Origin of the sequence: Modestobacter italicus (genome assembly GCF_000306785.1) — a bacterium.
GTDB classification, from domain to species: Bacteria; Actinomycetota; Actinomycetes; order Mycobacteriales; family Geodermatophilaceae; genus Modestobacter; species Modestobacter italicus.
The window spans coordinates 2,959,298-2,985,356 of record NC_017955.1; the positions used below are offsets into that span (position 1 = coordinate 2,959,298).

Consider the following 26,059-nt stretch of genomic DNA (forward strand, 5'->3'; position numbering starts at 1 on the left):
CTCGACCCCCGCATGCGCCGGACCCCGTTCACCGCCGGTTGGCAGACCCGGCCGAAGGCCAGCCCCTTCGCCGAGCTGACCGGCGGCGCCCCGCCGTGGGAGCCGGTCACGCTCCCGCACGACGCCACCCTGGGCCGCGAGCGGGGTCCGGAGCACGGCGCCGCCTCGGGCTTCACCCCGGGCGGCACCTACGAGTACCGGACGACGCTGGCGGCCCCGGCGGAGTGGCGGGACCGGACGGTGCTGCTGGACCTCGAGGGCGTGTACCGCTCGGCGCAGGTGTACGTGAACGGCGCACTGGCCGGGCAGCAGGCCGCGGGCTACACCGGCTTCACCGTCGCCCTCGACGACCACCTGCGACCCGGCGAGGACAACGAGATCCGGGTCGAGTGCCGCAGCCACGCCGACTCCCGCTGGTACGCCGGGGCCGGCATCCACCGGCCGGTGCACCTGGTCGTCGGCCCGCTGCTGCACATCGCGCTGGACGGCGTCCGGGTGACGACCCCCGACGTCGACCGGGACCTCGCGCTGGTCGAGGTGGCGACGACCGTGGAGCACGAGGGGCGCGGGCTGCGCACGGTCACCGTGGTCACCGAGCTGCGCGACGCGGCCGGCACCGTGGTGGGGTCCGACCGGGTGCCGGTGACCGTCCGGCCGGGCGAGCCCGCGGTCGTGCGGCAGCGGATCCCGGTGCGCGAGCCCGCCTTGTGGGGGCCGGGCTCCCCCACCCTCCACACCGCCGCGGTCACGCTCGCCGACGGCGACGAGGTGCTCGACGAGGACACCGTCTCCTTCGGCATCCGCACGGTCACCGTCGACCCGCACCGCGGGCTGCGCATCAACGGCGAGCCGGTGCTGCTGCGCGGCGCCTGCGTGCACTCGGACAACGGCGTGCTCGGCGCCGCGGCGATCGACCGCGCCGACGAGCGCCGGGTCGAGCTGCTGCAGGCCGCCGGGTTCAACGCGCTGCGCAGCGCGCACAACCCGATGAGCCGGGCGGTGCTCGAGGCCTGCGACCGGCTCGGCGTGCTGGTGATGGACGAGCTGTCCGACGTCTGGACCGAGGGCAAGACCGACTTCGACTCCGCCCTCACGTTCCCCGACTGGTGGGAACGCGACCTGGCGGCGCTCGTGCGCAAGGACGTGAACCACCCCAGCGTGGTCATGTACTCGATCGGCAACGAGATCCCCGAGGTCGGCAGACCCTCCGGCGCGCTGTGGTCCCGGCGGTTGGCCGAGCGGGTGCGGCAGCTGGACCCGACCCGGCTGGTGACCAACGGGGTCAACGGCACGCTGAGCACGCCGTTCGACCCCGCGACGATGGCCCTGCCGTCGCCGGACGAGGTCGGCATCAACACGATGCTGGCCACGATGGGCGAGATGATGACGTCCATCGCGGCGTCGGAGACGGTCGGCAACGCCACCGCCGAGACCTTCGGCGTCCTCGACGTCGCCGGCATGAACTACATGGACTCCCGCTACGCGGCCGACCGCGAGCGGTACCCGAACCGGGTCATCGTCGGCAGCGAGACCTTCCCGGCGCAGATCGACCGGCTCTGGCGGCAGGTGCAGGACCTCCCGCACGTGATCGGCGACTTCACCTGGACCGGCTGGGACTACCTCGGCGAGGCCGGCATCGGGCGGGTGTCCGACGCCGAGGACCCCGCCGCCGCGCAGCTCGCCGCGCCCTGGCCGTGGCTGGCCGCGTGGTGCGGCGACATCGACCTCACCGGGCAGCGACGTCCTGCCTCCTACTACCGGGAGATCGTCTTCGGCCTGCGCCGCGACCCCTACCTCGCCGTCGAGCGGCCCGAGCGGCACGGCCGCGAGCAGGTGCTCACCCCGTGGTCGTGGACCGACACGGTCGGCAGCTGGAGCTGGACCGGCGCCGAGGGGCGACCGGTGACCGTCGAGGTCTACAGCGACGCCGACGAGGTGGAGCTGCTGCAGGACGGCCGGTCGCTGGGCACCGCCCCGGCCGGTGAGGAGCACCGGTACCGGGCCACGTTCGAGGTCACGTTCACGCCCGGCGAGCTGACCGCGGTCGCCCGAACCGGTGGCGAGGAGACCGGCCGCAGCACGCTGCGGTCGACGACCGGCCCGGTGCAGCTCACGGTCGTCGCCGACCGGACGGCGATCCGCGCCGACGACACCGACCTGGCCCACGTCGACCTGGCCCTCACCGACGCCGCGGGCACCGTCGTCCTCGGCGCCGACCGCCAGGTCACCGTCGCCGTCGACGGGCCGGCCGTGCTGCAGGGCCTGGGCAGCGCGGCGCCGGCGACCGAGGAGTCCTACCTCGACGAGGTGCACACCACCTTCGACGGCCACGCGCTGGCCGTCGTCCGGCCCACCGGGGCCGGTCCGATCACCGTGACCGCGACCGCTCCCGGGTGCGCCCCGGTGACCGTCCGACTGGAGGCCCGATGAGCACGCGACGGACAGCCGTCACCCCCGAGGGGATCCGCTTCCGCGACCTGGACGGCGACGGGGTGATGGCCCCCTACGAGGACGCGCGGCTGTCGGCCGAGGAGCGGGCGGCCGACCTGCTGCCCCGGCTGTCGCTGGAGGAGAAGGCCGGGCTGCTGTTCCACACCATCCTCGGCGTGGGCGAGCCGGGTGAGCACGACGTGCCGGCCGGGTTCAGTCCGCACACCACCCGCGAGCTGGTGGGCGAGCGGCTGGTCAACCACCTCAACCTGCACACGCTGCCCTCGCCGCGGGAGACGGCGCGCTGGGTCAACGCGGTGCAGGAGCTGGCCGAGCAGACCCCGCACGGGATCCCGGTCACCTTCTCCTCCGACCCGCGGCACTCCTTCACCGAGAACAGCGGCATCTCGTTCGCCGCCGGCTCGCTGTCCCAGTGGCCCGAGAGCCTGGGACTGGCCGCGATCGGTGACCCCGAGCGGGTGCGGGAGTTCGCCGACGTGGTGCGGCGCGAGTACCTGGCGCTGGGGCTGCGGGCCGCGCTGCACCCGCAGGTCGACCTGGCCACCGAGCCCCGGTGGGGCCGGCAGGCACAGACCTTCGGGCAGGACGCCGCAACGGCCTCGGCGTTCGTCACCGCGTTCCTGCAGGGCATGCAGGGCGAGCGGCTCGGGCCGGACAGCGTGGCCTGCACGACCAAGCACTTCCCCGGCGGCGGTCCCCAGCGCGACGGCGAGGACCCGCACTTCCCCTACGGCCGCGAGCAGGTCTACCCCGGCGGGCGGTTCGACGAGCACCTCGAGCCGTTCCGCGCCGCCATCGCCGCCGGGACCAGCGCGATGATGCCGTACTACGGCCTGCCGGTCGGGTTGGAGCTGGACGGGCAGCCGGTCGAGGAGGTCGCATTCAGCTTCAACCGGCGGATCATCACCGGGCTGCTGCGCGACGAGCTCGGCTACGACGGCGTCGTGCTCACCGACTGGGGCCTGGTCACCGACGCCGAGGTCTTCGGCAAACCGTTCCCGGCCCGCGCGTGGGGCGTGGAGCACCTGTCCCCGCTGGAGCGGACCGCCTTGATCCTGGACGCCGGCGCCGACCAGTTCGGTGGCGAGACCCGCACCGACCTGGTGCTCGAGCTGGTGGCCAATGGTCGGGTCGAGGAGAAGCGGATCGACGAGGCGGTGCGCCGCCTGCTGCTGGTCAAGTTCTCCCTCGGCCTCTTCGACGACCCCTACGTCGACGAGGACGCGGCCGAGCGGGTGGTCGGAGCCGCGGAGTTCCGCGCCGCCGGGCACCGCGCCCAGGCCGAGGCGGTCACCGTGCTCGCCGGCACCGGCCTCCTGCCGATCGCCCCCGGCCGGCGGCTCTACGTCGAGGGGGTCGACCCCGCGGTCGCCGCCGGCTACGGCGAGGTCGTCGACGACCCGGCCGACGCCGACCTCGCGCTCGTCCGGCTGCAGGCCCCGTTCGAGCCGCGCGACGAGTACTTCCTCGAGGCGATGTTCCACCAGGGCTCCCTGGACTTCCCCGTCGAGGTGGTCGACCGGGTCACCGCGCTCGCCGCCCGGCTGCCCGTCGTCCTCGACGTCACCCTCGACCGGGCCGCCGTCCTCACCCCGTTCGACGGCACGGTGGCCGCGCTCACGGTCAGCTTCGGCTCCTCCGACGCCGCGCTGCTCGACGCGCTGACCGGCCGCATCCCCCCGCGGGGGCGGCTGCCGTTCGAGCTGCCCCGCTCCATGGACGCCGTGCGGGCCAGCCGGCCCGACGTCCCCTCCGACACCGCTGACCCGCTGTACCCGTACGGGTACGGCCTCGAGATCCCGGAGACCCCCCAGCCGTGAGCGACCCCACCGTCACCGTCGTCCGGCTGCGCACCGACGACGACTCCGGCCTGACCGCCACGGCGAACGCCACGCCACGGCTGTCCTGGTCGCTCGCCGCCGACCGCTCAGGTGTGCTGCAGCGCGGCTACGAGGTGCAGGTCGCCCCCGATCCCGGGTTCGCCGACCCGGTGTCGAGCGGTGAGGTCGACTCCGACGTCGTCGTCGACCACGACTGGCCGGCCGCGCCGCTGACCAGCCGGCAGGTCGCGTACTGGCGGGTCCGGGTGCGCACTGACCAGGGGTGGACGGCGTGGGGCGAGCCCGCCTGCGTGGAGGCCGCGCTGCTCGAGGACGCCGACTGGACCGCCCGGCCGGTCTTCCTGGCCGGCGACCGCGGCCGGGACGGCGTCGGGCCGGCCCCGCTGCTGCGCCGGGAGTTCGAGCTGCCCGCCGAGCCGGTCTCCGCCCGGCTGTACCTGACCGCGCTCGGCGTGCACCGCACCACGCTCAACGGCCGGCCGGTCGGCGACGAGCTGTTGGAGCCGGGGTGGACCAGCTACCGGGACCGGCTGCTGTACGCCACCCACGACGTCACCGCCCTGCTGCGGGCCGGGCGCAACGTGCTGGCCGGCTCGGTCGGCGACGGCTGGTTCCGCGGCAACCTGGGCTGGGACCGGCTGCGCGACTTCTACGGCGACGCCTCGGCGCTGCTGGCCCAGCTGGAAGTGCGCTGCGCGGACGGCAGCACGGTCACCGTCAGCACCGACGAGCACTGGCGCGGCGGGTACGGGGCCGTGCGAGCGGCCGACCTCTACGACGGCTGCGACATCGACCTGCGCGAGGAGCCGGTCGGCTGGGCCGAGGCCGGCTTCGACGATGCCGGCTGGGAACCGGTGGGCACCCTGCCGCTGCCGGCCGGGCTCAGCCAGCGGGCGCTGCCGCCGGTGCGCGTGCTGCAGGAGATCGAGCCGCAGGTCAGCGAGCTGTCCGACGGCACGCTGGCGGTGGACGCCGGGCAGAACGTGACCGGCTGGCTGCGGCTGCGGGTCACCGGCCCGAGCGGCGCCCGGGTGACCGTGCGGCACGCCGAGGTGCTCGACGAGAAGGGCCGGCTGGTCACCACGCTGCTGCGCTCGGCCCGCGCCACCGACACCGTCGTGCTGGCCGGCGGCACCGCCGACCTGGAGCCGGAGTTCACCTTCCACGGCTTCCGGTACGCCGAGGTGGAGGTCCCGCCAGGGGTCACGGTGGACGCGGTCCGGGTGGCCGTCGTCGCCAGCGACCTGCGTCGGACGGGGCAGTTCAGCTGCTCGAACCCGCGGGTCGACCAGCTGTTCTCGAACGTCATCTGGTCGCAGCGGGACAACTTCCTGTCCATCCCGACCGACTGCCCGCAGCGCGACGAACGGCTGGGCTGGACCGGCGACATCATGGCGTTCGCGCCCACCGCGGCGGCCAACTTCGACAGCCGCGCCTTCCTGGACAGCTGGCTCACCGACGTCGGCATCGAGCAGCTGCCCAGCGGCGGCGTGCCGATGGTGGTGCCCAACTGCCTGACCGGGGAGTTCCCCAGCCCGCTGCCCCAGGCCGACGGAGCGGCGGGCTGGGCCGACGCGGTCACCGTCGTGCCGGCCGCCCTGTTCCGGGCGCACGGTTCCCGCGACCTGCTGCGCCGGCACGTCGGGAGCATGCAGCGCTGGGTCGACTACGTCGCCGGCCTGCTGGCCGAGGACGGCACCTGGAGCGGCTACCTGCAGCTGGGTGACTGGCTGGACCCCAACGCCCCGCCGGAGCGGCCCTTCGAGGCGGTCACCGACCGGGACTACGTCGCGACCGTCTTCGTGGCGCACAGCGCGCGGCTGCTCGCCGCCACCTGCCGGGAGCTCGGCCGCGGTCCTGACGCCGACCGGTACGCCGCCCTCGGCGACCGGGTGGCGCAGGCAGCCTGGGCGAAGTGGGCCGATCTCGCGCCCACCACGCAGACCGGCTGCGCGCTGGCGATCGTGTTCGGCAGCGCGCCCGATGCCGAACTGCCCGCGCTCGGCGACGCGCTCGCGGGCCTGGTCCGGGCGTCCGGCGGACGGATCGGCACCGGCTTCCTGGGCACCCCGTTCGTCCTGCCCGCACTCACCGCCACCGGACACCTCGCCGAGGCCTACCAGCTGCTGCTCAACGAGGAGTGCCCCGGCTGGCTGTACCAGATCCGGCACGGCGCGACGACGATGTGGGAGCGCTGGGACGGCATCCTGGCCGATGGCTCGGTGCACCCCGGACAGATGGCCGACGGCTCGACGATGTCCTCGTTCAACCACTACGCCTACGGCGCCGTCGCGTCCTGGCTCTACGAGTCCGTCGCCGGCCTCTCCCCCGCCGCGCCCGGCTACCGCGAGGTGCTCGTCGCCCCCCAGCCCGGCGGCGGGCTCACCCGCGCCGCCGCCTCGATCGAGACGGAGTACGGGCCGGCGTCGGTGGGCTGGTCGACCGACGGGGCGACGCTCACCGTCGACGTCACGCTCCCGCCGGGCACGACCGGCCGGTTCGCCGTCCCGGCCGGCTGGTCACCGCAGCAACCCGTCGCCCTTCTCGGGTCGGGACAGCACACCCTCCTGCTCACCGGGGCGGGCGCATGACCCGCCCTGAGGGCGTCGACGACTCAGCGAACGAGAGGACCATGCACGTGACGAAGGACGTCGAGCAGAGTCGGACCTGGAGGTACGGCGAGTTCCCGTGGCTGCCCGCGGAGCTGGTCCGCGGGGCGCGGTGCCGGGTCATCGCCGACAACGACTTCGCCGGTGACCCGGACGACCTGTGGCAGCTCGCGCACCACCTGCTGTCGCCGTCGGTGGACGTCCGCGCCGTGGTCAGCTCACGACTGAACGCCTTCCCCGGGTTCCCCTACGCCGACGACACCGTGGGGCACGGCTGCAGCAAGATCGACGAGCTGCTGACGGTGATGGGGATGCACGCCGACGACGAACTGGTGGTGCGCGGCTCCGAGACCGCGCTGACCAGCGACACCGAGCCGATCGACTCACCCGCCGCGCGAGCCATCGTCGCCGAGGCCATGCGGGACGTCCAGACGCCCCTGTACGTCGCCTGCGGCGGGGGGCTCACCGAGATCGCCAGCGCCTACCTGCTCGAGCCGCGCATCGCCGACCGGCTGACGCTCGTGTGGATCGGCGGCCCGGAGTACCCGGGGCACGCCGAGCCGCCCGCGGGGACGGTGGAGCCGGAGTACAACCTCGGGATCGACCCGGTCGCCGCTGCCGTGGTGTTCAACCAGTCCCCCTTGCGGATCTGGCAGGTGCCCCGCAACGCCTACCGGCAGTGCCTGGTGGCCGACAGCGAACTGCACAGCCGGGTCGCGGGTCTCGGTGACTTCGGCGCCCACCTGTGGGGCGAACTGCAGGCCGCCCGCCGGGAGCTTGCCTTCCTCGGCGTCGACCGGGCCGAGACCTACGGCATGGGCGACTCCCCGCTGGTCCTGCTGACCGCACTGCAGTCCGGCTTCGACCCCGACCCCGCCTCCAGCGACCACGTCGTCGTCCCGGCGCCCACCTTCGACGACCGGGCCGGGATGCACGTGCGGGACGACGGCCGGCCCATCCGCGTCTACACGCGGATCGACACCCGGCTGATGTTCGAGGACATGTTCGCCAAGTTCACCGCCTTCGCGCGCTGGCGTCAGGCCGCGGGCGCTGCCGGATGAGCCCCGTCCCGGGCCCCTCGGGTCGGCTGAGTGGGAAGACAGCACTGGTCACCGGCGCGGCGGCCGGCATCGGCCGGGCCGTCGCTGACCGGTTCGTCGCCGAGGGCGCCCGGGTGGCCTACGCCGACCGGGACGCCGCCGGAGCACGGACCGCGGCCACGGCGGCGACCGCCCGTCCGGTGGCGATGGACGTCACCGACGAGCAGAGCGTCGCAGCCGGCTTCGCTGCGCTCGCCGCCGACGGCTGGGTGCCCGACGTCGTGGTGGTCAACGCCGGCGTCCAGCTGTTCGGCGAGGATGCTGCGGTCGCGGACCTCGACCTGGACGTCTGGCGCCGAACCCACGACGTCAACCTCACCGGGGCGTTCCTTACCCTCAAGTACGCCGTCCGCGGCATGCTCACGATCGGCGGCGGCTCGATCGTGCTGTCCGGCAGCCCCACCGGCGTGCGCGGGGAGGGCTCGGACTTCACCGCCTACGCGTCGTCCAAGGCCGGCATGCACGGCCTGGGCCGCACGGTCGCCGCCGCCTACGCGAACCGGGGCATCCGGGTGAACACGGTGATCCCGCCCTACACCGAGACCGGGCTGGTCAGCACCATCACACAGGACCCGGCGGCCCGGGCGGCGATCGTGAGCCGCATCCCGATGGGGCGGGCCGGCACCACGGCCGACCTCGAGGGTGTCTACGTCTTCCTGGCGAGTGACGACTCGGCGTTCGCCACCGGTGCCGCCGTCGCGGTCGACGGCGGCATGACCACCCTCTGACTCAGCTGCACGGCGGCACGACGAGCACGACGCTCGAGATCCCCGGTGGCAGCGGCCGTTCCGGTACCGACGAGCGAAGGGGCGCCGCCCGGTCGGACGACGCCCCTCTGACCTGCTCTGTCGGGCTGACAGGATTTGAACCTGCGACCCCTTGACCCCCAGTCGTCGGCCAGGCATTCGGGGCAGTTCGCCGAAGTCCATTTCCGCAGGTTAGCTGCTCGGCTGGTCTGCGGCGGACTACGGCGGCCGGGGGCGGCCGGACTCAAATGGTGGTCAAAATGGTGGTCAAACGAGCCCGGGGTACTGACCGTTGCGCGAGCCGGTCGATTACGCCGAAAGCTGCTGACGCGGCACCACGAGCCGGATTCGTCGTCGTACCGGGTTCCTGGGCCGGTTGCCGTACGGCTGATCATCGGCCCGCCCGGGGCACCGCCTGCGCTCCAGCGCCGTGCCCCAGGATGGTGGTGCTATCCGGCCGGATGGGCCGTGTCAGCGAGCTCGTGGGCGATGGCGGCGGCGGTCTCCCCCAGCGCGGCTGCCCAGATCGGTACGCGGTCCCGCGAGCACCGGGCCGTGGGCGCGGCCACCGAGAGCGCAGCCCCGGCGGTCCCGTCAGCAGCGGGGATGGCGACTCCCACGGCCGTGAGTCCGGCCTCGGTCGCCTGGTCGTTGACCGCGAAGCCCCGGCGGCGGATGGTCCGGAGGTCACGCTCCAACGCGGCTGACTCATCCTCCTCGAGCGGGGCGAGGACCGCCGCCAGCTCGTCCGGCTCCAGCATGGCCAGCAACGCCTTGCCACCCGAGGCCAGGTGGGCCGGCAGCGCCCGACCCGTGCGGTCACCGACGCGCAGCACCCGGTCGCACTCCACCGTGGCGACGAACCGGACGTCGTGTCCTGCCAGGACCAGCACGTTGGCCGTCTCGCCGAGGGCGTCGACGAGGCGCCGCAGGTGCGGGAGGGCGATCTCGCGGAGGGCGGCGACCGACGACTGCTGCACCGCGCCGCGACGCAGGACCGGGCCGGGGCCGTACCGGCGGTCCGGCAGCTGCTCGGCGAAGTCCCGGTACACCAGAGTGCCCAGCAACCGATGCGCGGTCGAGACGGAGATGCCGACCCGGGCGGCCGCGTCGGTCACCCGCATCGGCCCTTCCTGCTGGAGCAGAGTGGCCAGCAGCAACGCCGAGTCGACGGAGCCGACCGCATAGGTCGGTCTGTTCTTCACAGCGGAAAAGCCTATCCCTCTGCGCGGGACGAAGGGACGCTCGGGAGGACCGCCCAGCGCCACGCCAGGGAGAGAAGGCGAACGTGCAGTTCTACCTCAACGGCTACCGACCCGGGGACCCGCTCGTCGAGCCGCCACACCCGTCCGTGGCGGACCGGCCCGAGGGCGTACCGGACGAGGTCGACGTGCTGATCGCCGGGTGCGGGCCGGCGGGACTCGTGCTGGCCGCGCAGCTGGCCGCGTTCCCCGACATCACCACCCTGGTCATCGACCGCCGCGAGGGTCCCCTCCAGATCGGCCAGGCCGACGGCGTCGCCTGCCGCACCGTGGAGATCTTCGAGGCGTTCGGGCTGGCCGACCAGCTCGTGGCCGAGGGCTACTGGGTGAACGAGGTGTCCTTCTGGCGGCCGGACCCGGAGGCGCCTGCGCACATCATCCGGACCGGCCGGATCGACGACGTCGAGGACGGGTTGTCCGAATTCCCGCACGTCATCGTCAACCAGGCCCGGATGCTGGCCTACCTCCGTGAGTCGATGGCGCGCTCGGCCAGCAGATCGGTGCCGGCCTACGGGCTGCACGCCAGCGGGCTCACCGTCGATGCCGAGCGCGACTCCGAGCACCCGGTCACCGTCACCCTGCAGCACCTGGCCGGCGGCCAGGAGACCGGCCGGACCTCCACCGTCCGGGCGAAGTACGTCGTCGGCTGCGACGGCTCCCGCAGCAGCATCCGGACCGCGATCGGCCGCGAGCTGGTCGGTGACCCGATGAACCAGACCTGGGGCGTCATGGACGTCCTGGCCGTCACCGACTTCCCCGACATCCGGCTCAAGAGCGCCATCCTCTCGGCCAACCAGGGGAACCTGCTGATCATCCCGCGCGAGGGCGGGTACCTCGTGCGGCTCTACATCGAGCTGGACCAGGTCAGCGACCGGGAGATGCTGGACGACCGCAGCGTGACCCCCGAGAAGCTGACCGCCGTGGCCAACCGGGTTCTCCACCCGTACCGCATCGACGTGGAGGACGTCGGCTGGTGGTCGGTCTACGAGATCGGCCAGCGGCTGTGCGACAGGTTCGACGACGTACCGGCGGACGAGGTCGACACGCGCCTGCCCCGGGTGTTCATCGCCGGCGACGCCTGCCACACGCACAGCGCCAAGGCCGGCCAGGGCATGAACGTCTCCATGGCCGACGCCTGGAACCTCGGCTGGAAGCTGGCGTCCGTGCTGCGGGGCACCGCGCGGCCGGAGCTGCTGCGCACCTACTCCGCCGAACGCCAGGCGGTCGCCCAGGAGCTCATCGACTTCGACCGGGAGTTCGCGCGGATGTTCAGCGCGCCGCCGAAGGAGTCCGCTCGAGCCCAGGGGGACGGCGTCGACCCCGCCGAGTTCCAGCGGTACTTCGCCGCGCAGGGGCGTTACACCGCCGGGGTGGCGACCCGGTACACGCCGTCGATGATCACGGCCGAGCCGACGCACCAGCACCTCGCGGCGGGCTTCCCGGTCGGGATGCGCTTCCACTCCGCCCCGGTGGTCCGGCTGGCCGACGCCAAGCCCGTCCAGCTCGGCCACGCCGCCCGGGCGGACGGCGCCTGGCGGCTCTACGTCCTCGCCGACCGCACCGATCCGGCGAGTGCGGACTCCAGGGCCCGCCGGCTGTGCGACTTCCTGGCGTCGGAGAAGTCCCCGATCGCGCGGCACACGCCGGCCGGCGCCGACCCCGACTCGGTCATCGACGTCCGAGCGGTCTTCCAGCAGGGCCACCGCGACCTGGCCGTCGACACGCTGCCCCCGGTGCTGCTGCCCAGGAAGGGCAGGTTCGGGCTGATCGACCACGAGAAGGTCTTCTGCCCCGACCCGAAGGCGGACGACGTGTTCGACCTGCGCGGGGTCGACCGGGACGCCGGCTGCCTGCTCGTCGTCCGCCCGGACCAGCACGTCGCCTCGGTGCTGCCCCTGGACGCGCACCAGGCACTGGCCGACTTCCTGTCCGGGGTCCTGGTCGACGTCCGGTAGTCCCGCATCAGGCGTGGCGGCTCAGCGCCCGGACGGTCCGGCCTTCGGGACCGCCCGCACGTGGGCGCGTGGTGTGCGCCACCCGACGGAGGCCATCCGCACGGATCTGCCTGGACGGACGGTCTCCCGCCCGACGAGCACCAGCTCAGCGGACGGCGAGCTCCATCAGGTCCGCGCCGACGACGAGCCGGCCGGAGTACCCCTGCCGCGCCCGCTGCCACCGACTCGTCGGGTTGTCCCCGGGCACGAGGTGCGTGAGCACCAGGTTCTTCGCCCCGGCCTTCTCCGCCACGTCCCGGCCGACCTGCTCGATCGTGGTGTGCGACTCCAGCAGGTGGTTGCCCAGGGGCCCGCCCACCTCCGGGGGCAGCGTGGCGACGAGGCGGGCGACCCACCCGGGGTCGATGACCTCGTGGACCAGGTAGTCGGTGTCCCGGGCGAGGTCGATGAGGTTCTCGCTGACGGCCGTGTCCCCGGACACGGTGACCGAGCCGTCGGGGGTGTCGAACCGGAACCCGAACGCCGGTGCGGCTGCGTGGTGGTCGACCAGCGTGGCGGTGACGGTGACCTCGTCGTCGGTCCACACCGGGATCGGCGCCTGCAGACGCGGTGGTATGCCGAGCGGGTCCGGCGCCCAGATGCCGCTCAGGTCGATGTCCTGGACGGCGAACGTGCTCTGCGGACCGGCGAAGTTGCTGTCCCGGGCCCGGTCGTTGAAGTCGGCGGCCCAGGCCCGGGTCAGGTGCTCGGTCATGCCGGTGATGCCCGGCGTGGGGTCCTGCGGTGCGAACACCGGCGGTGCCGGCCGGTTGGGCGGGAACACCCGCGGCAGGGTGCCCCGGGCACCGGGCCCGAAGACCTGGATGGGCGGCCCCGTGCGGCCCATGGTGTTGATCGGCCCGGTCGCATAGGTCGCCGGCCAGTCCATCAGGTGGTCGCTGTGCAGGTGGGTGAAGAAGATGCCCCGCACGTTGCTGAGGGTCGAGGCGACCCCGGCCGGCCCGGACAGGCTGCTCTGCCGCAGCCGCTGCAGCGAGCTGAGACCGAGGTCCACCACGTAGACCCGGTCCCGGTAGGCGATCGCGGTGGAGATGCCGGCGCGCTCGGCTCCCAGGATGCCCGGGCCCCCGGCGGTACCGAGCAGGACGAGCCGGGTCCGTTTCGGGCGGCTGCCTCCGGAGGCGCCCGGCCCGCCGGCCGAGGCCGGCGCGGCGCCCGCGGCGAGCAGTCCGCCGGCCGCTGCGGTCACCCCCAGGACCTGGAGGAACTGCCGCCGGTTGGCCGCAGGGATCGAGGGATCCGCAGCCACCCCGCTGATGACGTCGCACATCGTCGTGCCTCCGTTCGCTGGTTGGTGTGCACTGTGGCCTTCTGCTTTACCCGGTGTCAAGTAGACTGTCTCGCCGTACGACAGGCATAGCAGGGGATCCGGCCGTCACGTGGGCGGGCGGACCCGCGTCCTGGCCGACATCCAGGACGGCCTGGACCAGGCCGACCGCTTCGACCGGGACACCCGGCACGCCCGCGGCATCCTCGCGTTCGCGCAGCTCGACCATGAGGCCCGCACTGGGCGCAGGGCCGGTCCCGGGCCGAGCTCGACGCGATGATCGATGTCCTCGCCGACAGCTGGTGGTACCTGCTGCCCGAAAGCGGGGCGCCCCAGCGCTGAGCGCGGGCTCCCGCCGGCGCTACCAGCGGTCCGGCACGAGGCGCAGGAAGGCGACCAGCGCGACCGGCAACAGGACCGGACGCAGGGCAGCCGGGTCGGTCCGGGGAGCCCATCCCCCCTCGACCGGCCGCACCGAGGGCTGCGCGATGTGCGCCTCGACGATCGGACAGGTCACCGGGCCCGGTGGGAGCAACCGGAACCGGCCGACCGCCTCCTCGCGGGTGGCGTGTACCCGCACTCGCGCGGCGCCGACCCGCCCGGGTCCCGGCGCGGGAGGCCGATCGGGGTGTCGATCAGCGCGAGGCCCCGGACGCCGGGCTGCAGGGTCGTCGCGACGAGGCAGGCGACGCTGCCCGTGCTCGAGCCGACGAGGGCCGGCGTGTCCACGTCCGCCGCCGCGGCGACAGCCAGGACGTCGCGGGCCCACACCTCGAAGCCGTACACCGCCCGCCAGTCGCTCTCGCCGTGCCGGGAGAGGTCGACGCGCCGTCCCGGACGACGGACCGCCGCTCGCCGGGCACGGCCAGCGCGGCAGAGACCCGGTCGGTCACGCCTCAGGCACCGTCGGAGAGCAACCGCCACCAACTGTCGGTGAGGACGTCGATCATGCGGTCGAGGTCCGCCCGCTCGCGGTCCTGCGCCCAGTTCCGGGCCACGTGGTCCAGCTGGGCGAACGCCAGCACGCCACGCATGTGGCGGGTGGCCGGGGCGAAGCGGCCGGCTTGGTCCAGCCCGGCCTCGATGTCGCTGGCGACCTCCTCGATCCACTGGTCCACCAGCCCCCGCAGCTCGGGGTCGACGGCCGCCGCCTCGAAGGCGGCGACGGTGTACGGGCGGATGGTGTCCCACTGCTTCGATCGTTCCAGCAGCCACGCCCCGATGGCCTCCCGGGACCCGTCGCGCACCGCCGCGACCAGGTCGTTGGCGGTGGACCCGTGACCGGGTGAGCTGATCCGCTCCAAGAGCTGGTTGAGCTCGGCGATGAGCTCCCTCATCAGGTCGCTGCGCGACGGGAAGTAGGCGTAGAAGGTCACCCGCGTCGTCCCGGCCGTCGCGGCGATGTCGTCGACGGTCGTCGCGGCATAGCCCTTCGACTCGAACAGCTCCAGGGCCGTCGACAACAGCAGCCGACGCGTCATCTCCTTCTGCGCTGCGCGCAGACCAGCCATCTCAGCGCCCCGTCCGGGCCGGTCGCCGCATCATGTCGACCAGCCTAGGACAGCCCCGCCAGCTCGACGGCTCCATGGCAGACTTTTCTTGACACGTTGTAAGATTCGGTGACATAGTGCACAGAGAAACCGTGACCGTGACCACAGCAGGGTCGCGTGCTCAGCGCCCGGTCGAGCGACCGGCGCAGTCGACTCTCGAAGGAGAGAGCCATGGCAACCAGCTCAGCGGCACGACCCGAGGCACCGGGCGCCCCGGCAACGGCGCGACCCGCCCGCGTGGCCGGCACCCTGGCGGCCGCCTGCGTCGCCGTCTTCGTCGCACAGGTCGCCAACGCCATCCCGGCGTCGCTCAACGGCCTGTTCCAGACCGAGCTGCAGACCACCGGGTCGCAACTGACCTGGATCACCGCGGCGTTCATGATCGCGGTGGTGGTCTTCGAGCTGACCTTCGGCGTGCTCGGAGACCTCTTCGGCCGCCGCCGGCTGCAGGCGGCCGGTGGTCTGGTCCTGGTGATCGGCTCGATCGTCTCCGCCAGCGCCCCGGCGGTCCAGGTGCTCTGGGTGGGTGCCGCGCTGAGCGGCCTCGGCGCCGGCGCCCTGTTCCCCGCCTCGCTGGCGCTCATCGCCGCGGTGACCCACGACCCGCAGGCCCGGGCCCGCGGCATCGCGCTGTGGGCGGGCTTTCTCTCCGCCGGTGCCGCGATCTCCCCGCTGCTCGGTGGGGTGCTGGCCGGGCAGACGTCGTGGCGCTGGTCCTTCGCGGTGGTCGCGGTCCTGGCCGTGGTCACGATCGTCGCGACGCTGCTGCTGTCGGTGGAGTCGACCGCTCCCGAGGGCCGCGGTCTGGACCTCCCGGGTCAGGTCACCTTCGCGATCGGGCTCATCGCCGTGCTCTACGGGCTGGTGCAGGGCGCGGAGGACGGGTGGACCGAGCCGCACATCCTGACAGCCCTCGTCGTGGGGGTGGTCTTCCTCGCCGCGTTCGTCGTCGCCGAGCAGCGCGCGGCCACTCCCCTGCTGCACCTGGAGCTCTTCCGCAACCGGGCGTTCTCGGTCGCCTCGATCGTCACCGTGGTCGGCATGTTCGCCTTCCTGGGCTCCTGCTTCTCCTTCAGCATCTGGCTGGGCGCCGTGCAGCACCAGTCCCCCGCCCGGGTCGGCATCCCGCTGCTGCTCATCCAGGCCCCGGCCTTCGTGCTGATCCCCGTCGTGTCCCGGCTGCTGTCCCGGGTCAGCGCCCGGTGGCTGCTCACCGCCGGCTTCGCGTTGATGGCCATCGGCGCCTGGCTCGCCTCCCGGCTCGACGTCACCGACATGAGCCTGGTCCCGATGGTGGCGCCCACATTGCTCATCGGCGTCGGCTTCGCGCTGTCGGTCAGCTCGTTCACCGCGGTGGCGATCAACACCGTGCCGCTGCACCTGGCCGGCATGGCCAGCGCGGCCACCAACCTGCTGCGCGACCTGGGCTTCGCGCTGGGGCCGATCATCGTCGGCGCGGTCGCGCTCAGCACGGCCGGTGACAAGCTCGGCGCCGCCCTGGCGGCGGCGGACCTGCCTGCCGATCAGGCCGGCCCGGCCAACGGCGTCTTCCAGGCCGGTGGGGCGCTCGCCGTCAACGGCCTGCCGCCGAACCTCCCGGGCGCAGCGGCACACCCGCTCGCCCTTGATGCGCTGGGCAGCGGCTTCTCCACGGCGTTCGTCGTCTGCGCCGTCGCCGCGCTGGCCGCCGCCGTCCTGACGCTGGTCGGCCTGTCCGGCGTTCGCCGCGACGGGCAGCAGCCCACGACCGAGGCGCTGCACGACCCGCTCCACCCGGAGCTCCCCGGCGAGCTGAAGGACGCCGCGCGGCCCTGAGTCCCGGCCGGGTCGGCTCGCCACGGCGGGCCGACCCGGCGATGTCCCCGCACACCCACGTCGCGATCTCGAGGTGCCTCATGTCCGTTCCGTCTTCCGATGTCGATCTGTTCGCCGACGAGGTCCTCCTCGACCCCTACCCGACCTACGCAGAGCTCCGCGAGCTCGGCGCCGTGGTCCACCTGTCGGCGAACGACGTCTACGCGCTGACCCGCTACGACGTCATCCGCGGCGCGCTCGGCGACCCGGAGACCTTCTCGTCGAGGACGATCGGCTTCAACCCGATGGTCAACGAGGCCCTGCAGGGCACCTCGCTGGCCTCGGACCCGCCGGTGCACGCACAGCTCCGCGCGACGCTGACCGAGAACCTGTCCCCGCGGGCGCTGCGCGGCCTGAAGGTGCAGATCGACGCCAAGGCCGCCGCCCTCGTCGGGGACCTGGTGGGGCGGGGTTCCTTCGAGGCCATCGACGCCCTGGCCCGGGCCTTCCCGCTCGAGGTCGTCGCCGACCTGATCGGTTTCACCGGCCAGGTGCGCGAGAACATGCTGCGCTGGGGCCAGGCCGCGATGCAGGTCCTCGGCCCGCTGAACCAGCGGACCGCGGAGAACTTCCCGATCGCCGGTGAGCTGTACGGCTGGTGCTCCAGCGTCACGGCCGAGGAGCTCGCGCCGGGCTCGGTCGGCCGCGGCATCTTCGACGCCGAGGCCCGCGGCGACATCCCGCCGGGCTCGGCGGGCAACATCATCCACCAGTACCTCGGCGCCGGGGTCGACACGACGATCGCAGCGATCGGCAACACCGTCGCCCTCTTCGCGGCGAACCCCGACCAGTTCGACCTGGTGCGCAAGGACCCCTCGCTCGTGCCGGCGGCCTTCGCCGAGGTGCTCCGCTTCTGGGTGCCCATCCATGCCTGGGGGCGGCACGTCACCCGGGACGTGGAGATCGAGGGGACGGTCATCCCGGCCGGGTCGCAGGTCGCGATCCTCTTCGGCGCCGGCAACCGCGACCACCGCCACTACGAGAACCCCGACGCCTTCCTGGTCGAGCGCAACCCGGTCGACCACCTGTCCTTCGGGTACGGCCCGCACGGTTGCGCCGGCCAGGGCCTGGCGCGCCTCGAGGCGCACGCGGTCATCGCGTCCCTGGCGACCCGCGTCCAGCGCCTGGTGGTCGGCGAGGCGGTGCGCGTGCCGAGCAACACCACCCGCAGCATCGAGGAGCTCCCCGTCCTGGAGGTGGTGCCGGCATGAGGATCGTCGCGGACACCGTCCGGTGCGAGGGCCACGGCCTGTGCGCCGACACCGCACCGGAGGTCTACGACCTCGACGACGAGGCCCTCGTGGTGCTGCTGCACGATCCCGTGCCCGCCGAGCTCGAGCGGAAGGCCGAGGCGGGTGCGCGGGTGTGCCCGGTCGCCGCGTTGCGGGTGGAGGCGTGAGCCGGCGCGACGTGGTCGTCGTCGGCGGGTCCATCGCGGCGTTGACCGCGGTGGAGGTGCTCCGGATGGAGGACTTCGACGGTCGGATCACCGTGCTCAGCGAGGAGGACGTGCCGCCCTACACCCGGGTGCCGCTGTCCAAGGGCGTGCTCGCCGGCACGGAGTCGATCGACGACATCGTGCTCGCTCCGCTGGCCGACGACGTCGACCTGCGGCTGCGCACGGCGGCGACGGCGCTGGACCTGGACACGAAGACCGTGCACACCCCCTCCGGGCCGGTGCACTACGACGGCCTGGTCATCGCCACCGGCGGGCGCGCCCGCCGGCTGGGCACCCCCGACCAGCAGGAGCGCGTGCTGCGCACGCACGGCGACTGCGCCCGGCTCCGGGACGCCCTGGCCGCGGCCTCCTCCGTCCTGGTCGTGGGCGGGGGGTTCCTCGGCATGGAGGTCGCCTCCACCGCCCGCGCGCTGGGCAAGGAGGTCACCGTCGTCGACCTGGCCCTGCCGCTGGACCGGCTGCTCGGCACGGTCGTGGGCGGGTACGTGCGCTCGGTGGCCACGCAGGCCGGCGTCCGGATCGTCGTCACCGACGGCGGCGTCCGGCTGCAGGGTGCCCCGACGCCCACCGGGGTGCAGCTGGTCGACGGCACCCGGCTGGAGGCCGACCTGGTCGTCTCCGCGGTCGGGGACGTCCCCAACGTCGAGTGGCTGGCCGGCTCGGGTGTCGCGGTGCGCGGCGGGCTGGTCGTCGACCACCGCTGCCGGGTCGCGCCCGACGTCGTCGCGGCCGGTGACGTCACCGTGACCTCGGTGGGTGACGGTCAGCTGACCCGCTCCCCGCAGTGGACCAACGCCGTCGAGCAGGCCCGCACCGCGGTGCAGGCGCTGCTGCACGGCGACGCGGCCGCGCCCTACCGGCCCTCCCGGTACTGCTGGACCGAGCAATTCGGTCTCGACGTCAAAATGGTCGGCGAGCCCGACGCGCAGGGCGGGCCCGCCGTGCTCGACGGGGCGCTCGACTCCGGCTCGGCGCTGCTGGCCTGGCCGGACGCCGGCACCCCGCGCACCGTCATCGCGGTCAACCACCGCACTCCCCCGGCGAAGCTCAAGCGCCTCCTCCGGCCTGCTCAAGGAGCCCTGTTGTGCTGAAGGACCCCACTGCCCCCCACCACTCGCAAGCTCGCCGCGGGACCCTGCAGCAGGGCCGAGTGAACACCGTCCTGGGTCCCGTCCCCGCAGCCGACCTCGGCGTCGTCGCCGTCCACGAGTCCCTGCTCTCCGTGGTCCCCGGGGCCGAGCACGCCTACGACATCACCATCGACCGCGCCGAGGTCTTCGAGACCCTCGCCGGCAAGCTGACCGCCTTCCGGGCGGCCGGCGGCGGCACGGTCGTGGACAGCACGGGCATGTTCCACGGCCGCGACGTCCGGCTGTACCAGGCGCTGTCCCGGTCGACCGGCGTGCACGTCGTCGCCTCGACCGGCATGGGTCCGGAGGAGGACCTGGGCGGCTACTTCCTCACCCCGCAGACCAACCCGCCGACCCCCTGGCCGGCGGAGCGGTTCGCCGACCTGTTCGCCCGCGAGGTCACCGAGGGCATGGTCGTCCCGCGGGTGGAGCGCCGCGGCAGCGCTGGCATCGTGGCCACCACCGCCACCCGGGCGGGCGCCACCCCCACCGACCAGAGCCTCGTCCGCGGTGCCGCCCGCGCCGCGCTGGCCACCGGCCTCCCGGTCTCGCTGCGCCACGGCGCGGACGCGCTGGCCGACCTGCAGCTCGTCCTCGACGAGGGCCTGCCCGCCGACCGCGTGGTCGTCGGCGGCCTCGACCGGGCCGAGGCCGTCGCCGCCGGCTGGCCCGCGGCCGTGGCCGAGCGGGGCGCCTACGTCGCTATCGACCACGTCGGGCTCGACGACGACGCCGACGTCGTCCGGGACGCCGACCGCGTCGCCCTGGTGACCCAGCTGGTCGAGGCCGGCGCGGCCGACCGGGTCCTGCTCTCGTCCAACGCCATCGGCCAGGCGTTCGGCCAGCCGGGCTACGACCTTCCCTTCGGCCACGTGCTCACGTCCTTCGTCCCGCTCCTGAGGTCGCACGGGGTCCACGACGAGGACGTCCAACGCTTCCTGGTCGGCAACCCCCGCGACCTGCTCGCGGTGCGCTGAACCGAGACGCCGAGCCAGGAACCAGGAGAGGAAACACCATGTCCCGCGTCAACACAGTCCTGGGCCCGATCGCGCCCGAGGAGCTCGGCCTCGTCGCCGTCCACGAGCACATCGGCTACGGCATGCCCGGCTCGGAGCTGGACACCCAGTGGTGGAAGAGCCCCGAGCAGCGCTACGCCGAAACCGTCCCGAAGCTGCGGGCCTTCGCCGAGCACAGCGCGGCCTACGGCGGCGCCACCTTCGTCGACGCCACCGGCATCTGCAACGGCCGCGACGTCGACTACTACAAGTCGCTGTCGGCCAAGACCGGGGTGCACATCGTCGCGGCCACCGGTTTCGTGGGCGGTGACACCGCGCTGCGCTTCTTCGCCGACGCCAGCGTCGACTACCTCATGCGGCAGTTCCTGCACGAGATCACCGTCGGCATCGGCGACACCGGGAGCAGGGCCGGGATCATCAAGGTCGGCGTCAGCCGGGGCTTCAAGATGAAGGAGCTGGACCTGCGCATCTACCGCGCCGCGGCCCGCGCCGCGCTGCTGTCGGGGGTGCCGATCTTCACCCACCTGGCGGTGGACGTGGAGCCCGCCCTCGCGGTCTTCGCCGAGGAGGGCCTGCCGCTGGACCGGGTGCTGTTCGGGCACGCCGATGACGGCGTCAGCCAGGGCAAGGTGAACCAGACGGCGATCCTCGACGGCGGCGGGCGGATCGGTTTCGACACGTTCGGCTACGACCTGGAGCTGCCCGACCCGCCGTTCTGGGGCCGGCACCGCGCCGAGCGCCTCGAGCACTTCCTGGGCCTGGTCCGGGGTGGTTACCTCGACCAGGTGCTCGCCTCCGCCGACGCCAACTGCAGCCCGCTGGGCTGGCCCGGCGTCAAGGGCCACACCGTCAACTACATCTTCGAGCAGCTCATCCCCGACCTGCGGGCCGAGGGCGTCGACGAGGCCACGATCTCCCGGATCTTCGTCACCAACCCCGCCGACTTCCTGACCCTCCAGCACTGAGCGAGAGAAGGACGACCATGGACATCAAGGACCTGACGATCGCCGTCGTCGGAGCGGGCTACGGCGGCGCCGCGGTCGCCAAGGGGCTGAGCCTGCTCGGCGCCGACGTCGCCGTGTACGAGCAGGCCGGCCAGATCAAGGAGGTCGGCGCCGGCATCGGCCTGCGCCCCTCCACCATGGACCGGTTCCGCCAGTGGGGCGTCTTCGACGCGATCGACGCGGTCAGCTCGGCGAGTGACTACTTCGAGATCCTCACCGCTGACGGGCACCCGATCGCCAAGGACTCCTGGCCGGGCATGGACGACTACGCGGTGACGACGCACACCCACCTGATCCACCGCGGGGACTTTATCGACGCCCTGCTCAGCGTGCTCCCCGAGGGCATGGTGCGGGTGGGGCACAAGCTGGACAGCGTGGTCGACCGGGGCGAGCGCTCGGTGCTGACCTTCACCAACGGCGAGACCGTCGAGGCCGACCTGGTCATCGGCGCGGACGGCATCCGCTCCGTGGTGCGCGCGCAGCTGTTCGGCGAGCAGCAGCCGGTGTTCTCCGGCGAGCGCGCCTACCGGGTGGTGATCTCCGCCGACGACGCCCACGGCATGGTCATCGACGACAACCTGCGGATGTACGTCGGCCGCGGGTCGAAGGTCTACCTGCTGCCGCTGCGGCACCGCAACGGGCTGTCCTACGACATCACCGCGCTCAACGCCGACCCCGACTGGTCACCCAAGGTCACCAAGGACGAGCTGGTCGCGACGGTGCAGGGCTTCGACGAGCGGATCGTGCGGATCGCCGAGGACCTGGACGTGGCCTCGGTCAACGTCCGGGGCGTCTACGACATCGACCCGGTCGAGCGCTGGCACACCGGCTCGGTGGTGCTGCTCGGCGATGCCGCGCATGCGATGCTGCACCACCAGGGCCAGGGCGCGAACTCCGCGATCATGGACGCCGGTGCCCTGGTGGACGCCCTGCGCGACGGCGACTCGGTCCCGGCAGCGCTGGCCGCTTACCAGGCCGAGCGCAAGCCGGTCACCGACGAGCTGCAGCGCATCTCCCGCAACGGCTGGACCGAGGGCGAGCTCGACGACGTCTTCCCCGGCCAGAAGCCCGTCTCCCAGCAAGCCGCCGGGCAGGCCGGCCGGTGACCCTGCACCCCGAGGTCGCCAGGGTGCTGGCGACCCTGCCCGCGCCTCCCTCCGGCCCGCTGGACCCGGCGGCGCTGCGGGCCGGTGAGGAGGCACAGGTCCCGCCGGTCGCCGAGCGGCTGCCCTTGCACGCGGTCGAGGACACCACCGCGGACGGCGTCCCCGTGCGGGTCTACACGCCGGTGGCGGCCGACACCTACGGCCTGCTGGTGTACCTGCACGGCGGCGCGTTCTTCCTGGGCAGCCTGGAGACCCACGACCACGTCGCCCGGTCCCTGGCGCAGGCGACCGGGCTGAAGGTGATCGCCGCTGGCTACCGGCGGGCGCCGGAGTCGGCATTCCCGGCGGGCCTGCAGGACTGCTACGGCGTGGTCCGCTGGGCCGTGGCGCACGGCGCCGAGCTGGACTGGGACGGCGGCACCCTGGCGCTGGCCGGCGACAGCTCCGGTGCGAACTTCGTCGCCGCCGTCACCGCGATGGCGCACGACGAGGGCTTCGACCGGGTCACCGCCCAGGTGCTGTACTACCCGTCGCTGGACCTGGACTTCGACGTCGACCGCTACCCCTCGTTGCGGGAGAACGCCGAGGGCTACGGGCTGGAGACTGCGGGGCTCGCGCCGTTCAACGCGTTCTACCTGGACAGCGGCGCCGACCCGGCCGACCCGCTGGTCTCCCCGATCAAGCGCGCCGACCTCACCGGGCTCCCGCCCGCGCTGGTCGTCACCGCCGAGCACGACCCGCTACGGGACGAGGGCGAGCTGTACGCGGCACGGCTGGCCGAGGCCGGGGTGGACGTGCAGGTCAGCCGGTACCCCGGCGCCGGGCACGGCTTCGTCCAGCACTTCTCCTGGCTGCCGGACTTCGCCCGGGTGTTCACCGAGACGGCGGAGTTCCTGGCTGCGCACGAGGCCACCGGGGAGCCCGCGCGATGACGGTGGACATCCACCCGCTGGTCTCCCCCTGGGGGCGGTTCGGCCTCTACAGCTTCTTCATCGACTCCCCCGAGCCGGCCATCGTCGACACCGGCATCGCCTCCTCCCCCGCCGAGGGCATGGCACCGGCGCTGGCGGCGCTGGGACGCCGGATCTCCGACGTCCGCTGGATCCTGCTCACCCACGGGCACATCGACCACGTCGGCGGCACGCACGCGCTGTGGGAGCTCACCGGCCGGCGCGCCCAGGTGGTCATCTCGGCGGCCGACGCACCGATGCTGCGCTCGCGCCGCGCGCACGTCGAGGAGTACCGGGCCGGACGGGGACGCTACCTGCCCGACCCCGCGGGCGAGGCGGGAGTGGCCGCCGCGGGCGAGGCGGTCATCTCCGGGGAGCTGGAGCCCACGGTGCTGGTCACCGGCGGGGAGACGCTGTCGCTGGGCGGGGACGTGACCGTCTCGGTGCACGCCGTCCCCGGGCACACCCCCGGATCGGTCGCCTACGTCGTCGACGGTCAGGACGACGTCTTCGTCGGCGACGCGGTGCAGGTGCACGGCGCGGCCAACGGGTTCCCCGGCTACACCGACCCGCGCGCCTACCGGGCCAGCCTGCAACACCTGCGCGACGTCGTCCGGCCGCAGCACCTGTACCTGGGGCATCCCTACCGCACCGCCGCCGGCGTGCCCTACGGCGTGCAGCTGGACCGTCAGCAGGCACAGGAGGCGCTGCAGGCCAGCCTGGACATCGAGGCCCGGGTGGCTGCGGCCGCCACCCGGCACCAGCCCGAGGACTCGGCCTCCCCGTACTCCCCCTACGCCCGCGTCGCCGAGGAGCTCGGCTACACCGGCGACCCCACCCTCGAGCCCTCCCCCTTCTTCACCACGCTGCACGGGTACCACGCTGCACGGCCACGAGGAGCTGCACGACCATGAGCGACGTCCACCAGATCGACGCCGGCGGGCGGCCGATCGCCGTCCGCAAGGACCTCCGGGTCCCGATGCGCGACGGCGTGGCGCTCGCCGCGGACGTCTACTCCGCCCCCGGGAACACCCCGCGGCCGGCGTTGGTCGCGCTCAGCCCCTACGGCAAGGAGCTGCAGGCGCTCGCGCTGACCATGCCGCCGCAGCGCCGACCCAGCCCGATGTGGGACGGCTGCATCGAGGCCGGCGACATCGCCCGCGTCGTGGGTGAGGGCTACGCGCACGTCATCGGCGACCTCCGCGGCTCCGGGGCGTCCGAAGGCGAGCACATCGGCAACTACAACGCCGGCGGGGTGTCCCTGGGCCAGGACGCCTACGACCTGATCGAGTGGGTCGCCGCGCAGCCCTGGTGCGACGGCAACGTCGGCATGATCGGCATCTCCTACTTCGGGTCGATGCAGGTGCTCGCCGCTGCCGAGCGCCCGCCGCACCTCAAGGCGATCTTCGTCTCCGGTGGGCACTTCGACTTCTACGAGACCACCTACCACGGCGGGATCATGTGGTTCATGCCGCGCGCCGCCCGCGAGGGGCGCGGCGGTGACTCCGGCTGGGCGTTCACCGACCGGATCACCTCCCGGATGCTGGAGACGCACTCCGCCGAGGAGGTCGCGAAGCGGGTCGCCGAGCGGCTGGCCGACCCCGACGTCGCCGCCTGGCCGAACCTGGTGCACGTGCTGAACTATCCCCAACACCACGAGGCCTGGTTCGACATCGTGCTCAACGAGCTCGACGGCGAGTGGTACGAGGAGCGGAACCCGATCAACCTCGCGCAGGACATCGACATCCCGGTGTACCTGCAGATCGACCAGGGCCGCGGCTGGACCGTCGACGGCCACATCGAGCTGTTCGAGACCCTCCAGAGCCCCAAGAAGCTGGTCATCGGCGCCTACCCGCCCATGCAGTCGCGCCCCTGGGTCGAGGAGCACGACGAGATGTTCCGCTGGTACGAGTACTGGCTCAAGGACATCGACAACGGGATCATGGATGAGCCCGCGGTGAGCGTCTTCGTCGAGGGCACCCGCGAGGTGGTCACCGGCGACACCTGGCCGCCCCGGGACGTGGAGTACCGGCCGCTGTACCTGCGCCCCCGGCGGGTGCTCTCACCGAAGCCCGAGCTGATGGGCCCGGCGGCCGCCGCGCCGGACGGCTTCTACCAGGCGCCGCTCACGGTGACCGACCAGGTGCAGGTGATCAGCTGGAGCACCGGTGCGTTCGAGGAGCCGACGGAGCTGATGGGGACCGGTGCGGCACACCTGTTCGTCGAGATCGACCAGCCGGACACCAACCTGATCCTCCGGCTGTGGGACTCCGCGCCGGGCGGCAAGCGCCAGCTGGTGACCACCGGCTACCTCAAGGCCTCGCACCGCGAGCTCGACGAAGAGCGCTCCACCGAGGGCAGCCCGGTGCACCCGCACACCCGGGCGGTGCCGGTCGAGCCCGGGCGGATCGAGGAGTACGTCGTGCGGCTTCACCCGATGACCACCACGTTCCTGCCCGGCCACAAACTGGAGGTCGAGCTGTCCAACGACGAGCCGCTCGCCGACGACCACAACGCGCTGCTGCCCCCCGACGCCTTCCACCTGCCGGTGGGCCGACCCGTGACGCACAAGGTCTACCGGGACGCCGCGCACCCGTCCCGCCTCGTGCTGCCCTTCACGTCCCGGGCGGCCGCGGAGTAGCCCTGGCCCCGCGCGCCGGCCGTGCGTGGCAGTCAGGACCTGCCCGCCGGCGGCGCCG

21 protein-coding genes are annotated in these 26,059 nt (G+C 73.2%); 17 read left to right on the plus strand and 4 right to left on the minus strand.

The window, feature by feature from the left end; genetic code table 11:
- The first annotated feature begins 12 nt into the window (after positions 1–12).
- Genes MODMU_RS14265 through MODMU_RS14285 form a run of 5 tightly spaced genes read left to right on the plus strand, consistent with a single transcriptional unit; the run spans position 13 to position 8,729 of the window.
- Entirely contained in the window at positions 13–2,430 is a 2,418-nt protein-coding gene (locus tag MODMU_RS14265; RefSeq protein WP_014740992.1) for a glycoside hydrolase family 2 TIM barrel-domain containing protein, read from the plus strand.
- Entirely contained in the window at positions 2,427–4,271 is a 1,845-nt protein-coding gene (locus tag MODMU_RS14270) for a glycoside hydrolase family 3 protein (RefSeq protein WP_014740993.1), read from the plus strand. The genes MODMU_RS14265 and MODMU_RS14270 overlap by 4 nt, the downstream gene beginning before the upstream one ends.
- Complete coding sequence (locus MODMU_RS14275) at positions 4,268–6,883, plus strand: alpha-L-rhamnosidase (protein WP_014740994.1); 2,616 nt, start codon at positions 4,268–4,270, stop codon at positions 6,881–6,883. The genes MODMU_RS14270 and MODMU_RS14275 overlap by 4 nt, the downstream gene beginning before the upstream one ends.
- A 47-nt stretch (positions 6,884–6,930) precedes the next feature.
- Complete coding sequence (locus tag MODMU_RS14280; RefSeq protein WP_231851633.1) at positions 6,931–7,962, plus strand: nucleoside hydrolase; 1,032 nt, start codon at positions 6,931–6,933, stop codon at positions 7,960–7,962.
- Positions 7,959–8,729 carry an SDR family NAD(P)-dependent oxidoreductase gene (locus tag MODMU_RS14285; RefSeq protein ID WP_014740996.1) on the plus strand — a complete coding sequence of 257 codons (771 nt, stop codon included), beginning with the start codon at positions 7,959–7,961 and terminating at the stop codon, positions 8,727–8,729. Before MODMU_RS14280 ends, MODMU_RS14285 begins: the two co-directional genes overlap by 4 nt.
- Before the next feature lie 467 nt (positions 8,730–9,196).
- Here MODMU_RS14285 and MODMU_RS14290 read toward each other — a convergent pair whose 3' ends face one another.
- A complete protein-coding gene (locus MODMU_RS14290; RefSeq protein ID WP_014740997.1) occupies positions 9,197–9,952 on the minus strand; it encodes an IclR family transcriptional regulator in 756 nt (251 codons plus the stop codon).
- An 83-nt stretch (positions 9,953–10,035) separates the two neighbouring features.
- Between MODMU_RS14290 and MODMU_RS14295 the strand changes: the two genes are divergently transcribed.
- The gene (locus tag MODMU_RS14295; protein ID WP_014740998.1) at positions 10,036–11,964 is read left to right on the plus strand and encodes an FAD-binding monooxygenase; all 1,929 of its coding nucleotides are present in this window, start codon (positions 10,036–10,038) and stop codon (positions 11,962–11,964) included.
- A gap of 145 nt (positions 11,965–12,109) precedes the next feature.
- On the opposite strand, the gene MODMU_RS14300 is transcribed toward MODMU_RS14295, so the two are convergent.
- On the minus strand, positions 12,110–13,294 hold the full coding sequence (locus MODMU_RS14300) for an MBL fold metallo-hydrolase (protein ID WP_014740999.1): 1,185 nt from the start codon (positions 13,292–13,294) through the stop codon (positions 12,110–12,112).
- Between the two features lie 109 nt (positions 13,295–13,403).
- Here MODMU_RS14300 and MODMU_RS28540 point away from each other — a divergent pair, with 109 nt between their 5' ends.
- Positions 13,404–13,571 (plus strand): hypothetical protein, encoded by a 168-nt coding sequence (locus MODMU_RS28540; protein ID WP_014741000.1) that lies wholly within the window; start codon positions 13,404–13,406, stop codon positions 13,569–13,571.
- Positions 13,572–13,804: 233 nt separating this feature from the next.
- Here MODMU_RS28540 and MODMU_RS14305 read toward each other — a convergent pair whose 3' ends face one another.
- Together MODMU_RS14305 and MODMU_RS14310 are read right to left on the minus strand one after the other, a co-directional pair.
- Positions 13,805–14,077, minus strand: coding sequence for a hypothetical protein (locus tag MODMU_RS14305; protein ID WP_014741002.1), 273 nt, complete (start codon positions 14,075–14,077; stop codon positions 13,805–13,807).
- 110 nt (positions 14,078–14,187) lie between these two features.
- Positions 14,188–14,772, minus strand: a complete 585-nt coding sequence (locus MODMU_RS14310; protein WP_197537329.1) for a TetR/AcrR family transcriptional regulator — start codon at positions 14,770–14,772, stop codon at positions 14,188–14,190.
- A gap of 240 nt (positions 14,773–15,012) precedes the next feature.
- Between MODMU_RS14310 and MODMU_RS14315 the strand changes: the two genes are divergently transcribed.
- From MODMU_RS14315 to MODMU_RS14360, 10 genes are all read left to right on the plus strand, one after another.
- Positions 15,013–16,656, plus strand: coding sequence for an MFS transporter (locus MODMU_RS14315; protein WP_014741005.1), 1,644 nt, complete (start codon positions 15,013–15,015; stop codon positions 16,654–16,656).
- Positions 16,657–16,736: 80 nt separating this feature from the next.
- Complete coding sequence (locus MODMU_RS14320) at positions 16,737–17,906, plus strand: cytochrome P450 (RefSeq protein WP_041795285.1); 1,170 nt, start codon at positions 16,737–16,739, stop codon at positions 17,904–17,906.
- Positions 17,903–18,094 (plus strand): ferredoxin, encoded by a 192-nt coding sequence (locus MODMU_RS14325; RefSeq protein ID WP_014741007.1) that lies wholly within the window; start codon positions 17,903–17,905, stop codon positions 18,092–18,094. Before MODMU_RS14320 ends, MODMU_RS14325 begins: the two co-directional genes overlap by 4 nt.
- Positions 18,091–19,245, plus strand: coding sequence for an NAD(P)/FAD-dependent oxidoreductase (locus MODMU_RS14330; RefSeq protein ID WP_014741008.1), 1,155 nt, complete (start codon positions 18,091–18,093; stop codon positions 19,243–19,245). Before MODMU_RS14325 ends, MODMU_RS14330 begins: the two co-directional genes overlap by 4 nt.
- A gap of 59 nt (positions 19,246–19,304) precedes the next feature.
- Positions 19,305–20,261: a phosphotriesterase family protein gene (locus MODMU_RS14335; protein WP_014741009.1), complete on the plus strand. Its 957-nt coding sequence runs from the start codon at positions 19,305–19,307 to the stop codon at positions 20,259–20,261.
- Positions 20,262–20,299: 38 nt separating this feature from the next.
- Complete coding sequence (locus MODMU_RS14340) at positions 20,300–21,265, plus strand: phosphotriesterase family protein (RefSeq protein ID WP_014741010.1); 966 nt, start codon at positions 20,300–20,302, stop codon at positions 21,263–21,265.
- Between the two features lie 17 nt (positions 21,266–21,282).
- Positions 21,283–22,410, plus strand: coding sequence for an FAD-dependent oxidoreductase (locus tag MODMU_RS14345; RefSeq protein WP_014741011.1), 1,128 nt, complete (start codon positions 21,283–21,285; stop codon positions 22,408–22,410).
- Entirely contained in the window at positions 22,407–23,342 is a 936-nt protein-coding gene (locus tag MODMU_RS14350) for an alpha/beta hydrolase (RefSeq protein ID WP_014741012.1), read from the plus strand. The genes MODMU_RS14345 and MODMU_RS14350 overlap by 4 nt, the downstream gene beginning before the upstream one ends.
- Entirely contained in the window at positions 23,339–24,274 is a 936-nt protein-coding gene (locus MODMU_RS14355) for an MBL fold metallo-hydrolase (RefSeq protein ID WP_014741013.1), read from the plus strand. Before MODMU_RS14350 ends, MODMU_RS14355 begins: the two co-directional genes overlap by 4 nt.
- Positions 24,271–26,001, plus strand: a complete 1,731-nt coding sequence (locus tag MODMU_RS14360; RefSeq protein WP_014741014.1) for a CocE/NonD family hydrolase — start codon at positions 24,271–24,273, stop codon at positions 25,999–26,001. The genes MODMU_RS14355 and MODMU_RS14360 overlap by 4 nt, the downstream gene beginning before the upstream one ends.
- Positions 26,002–26,059: the final 58 nt, after the last annotated feature.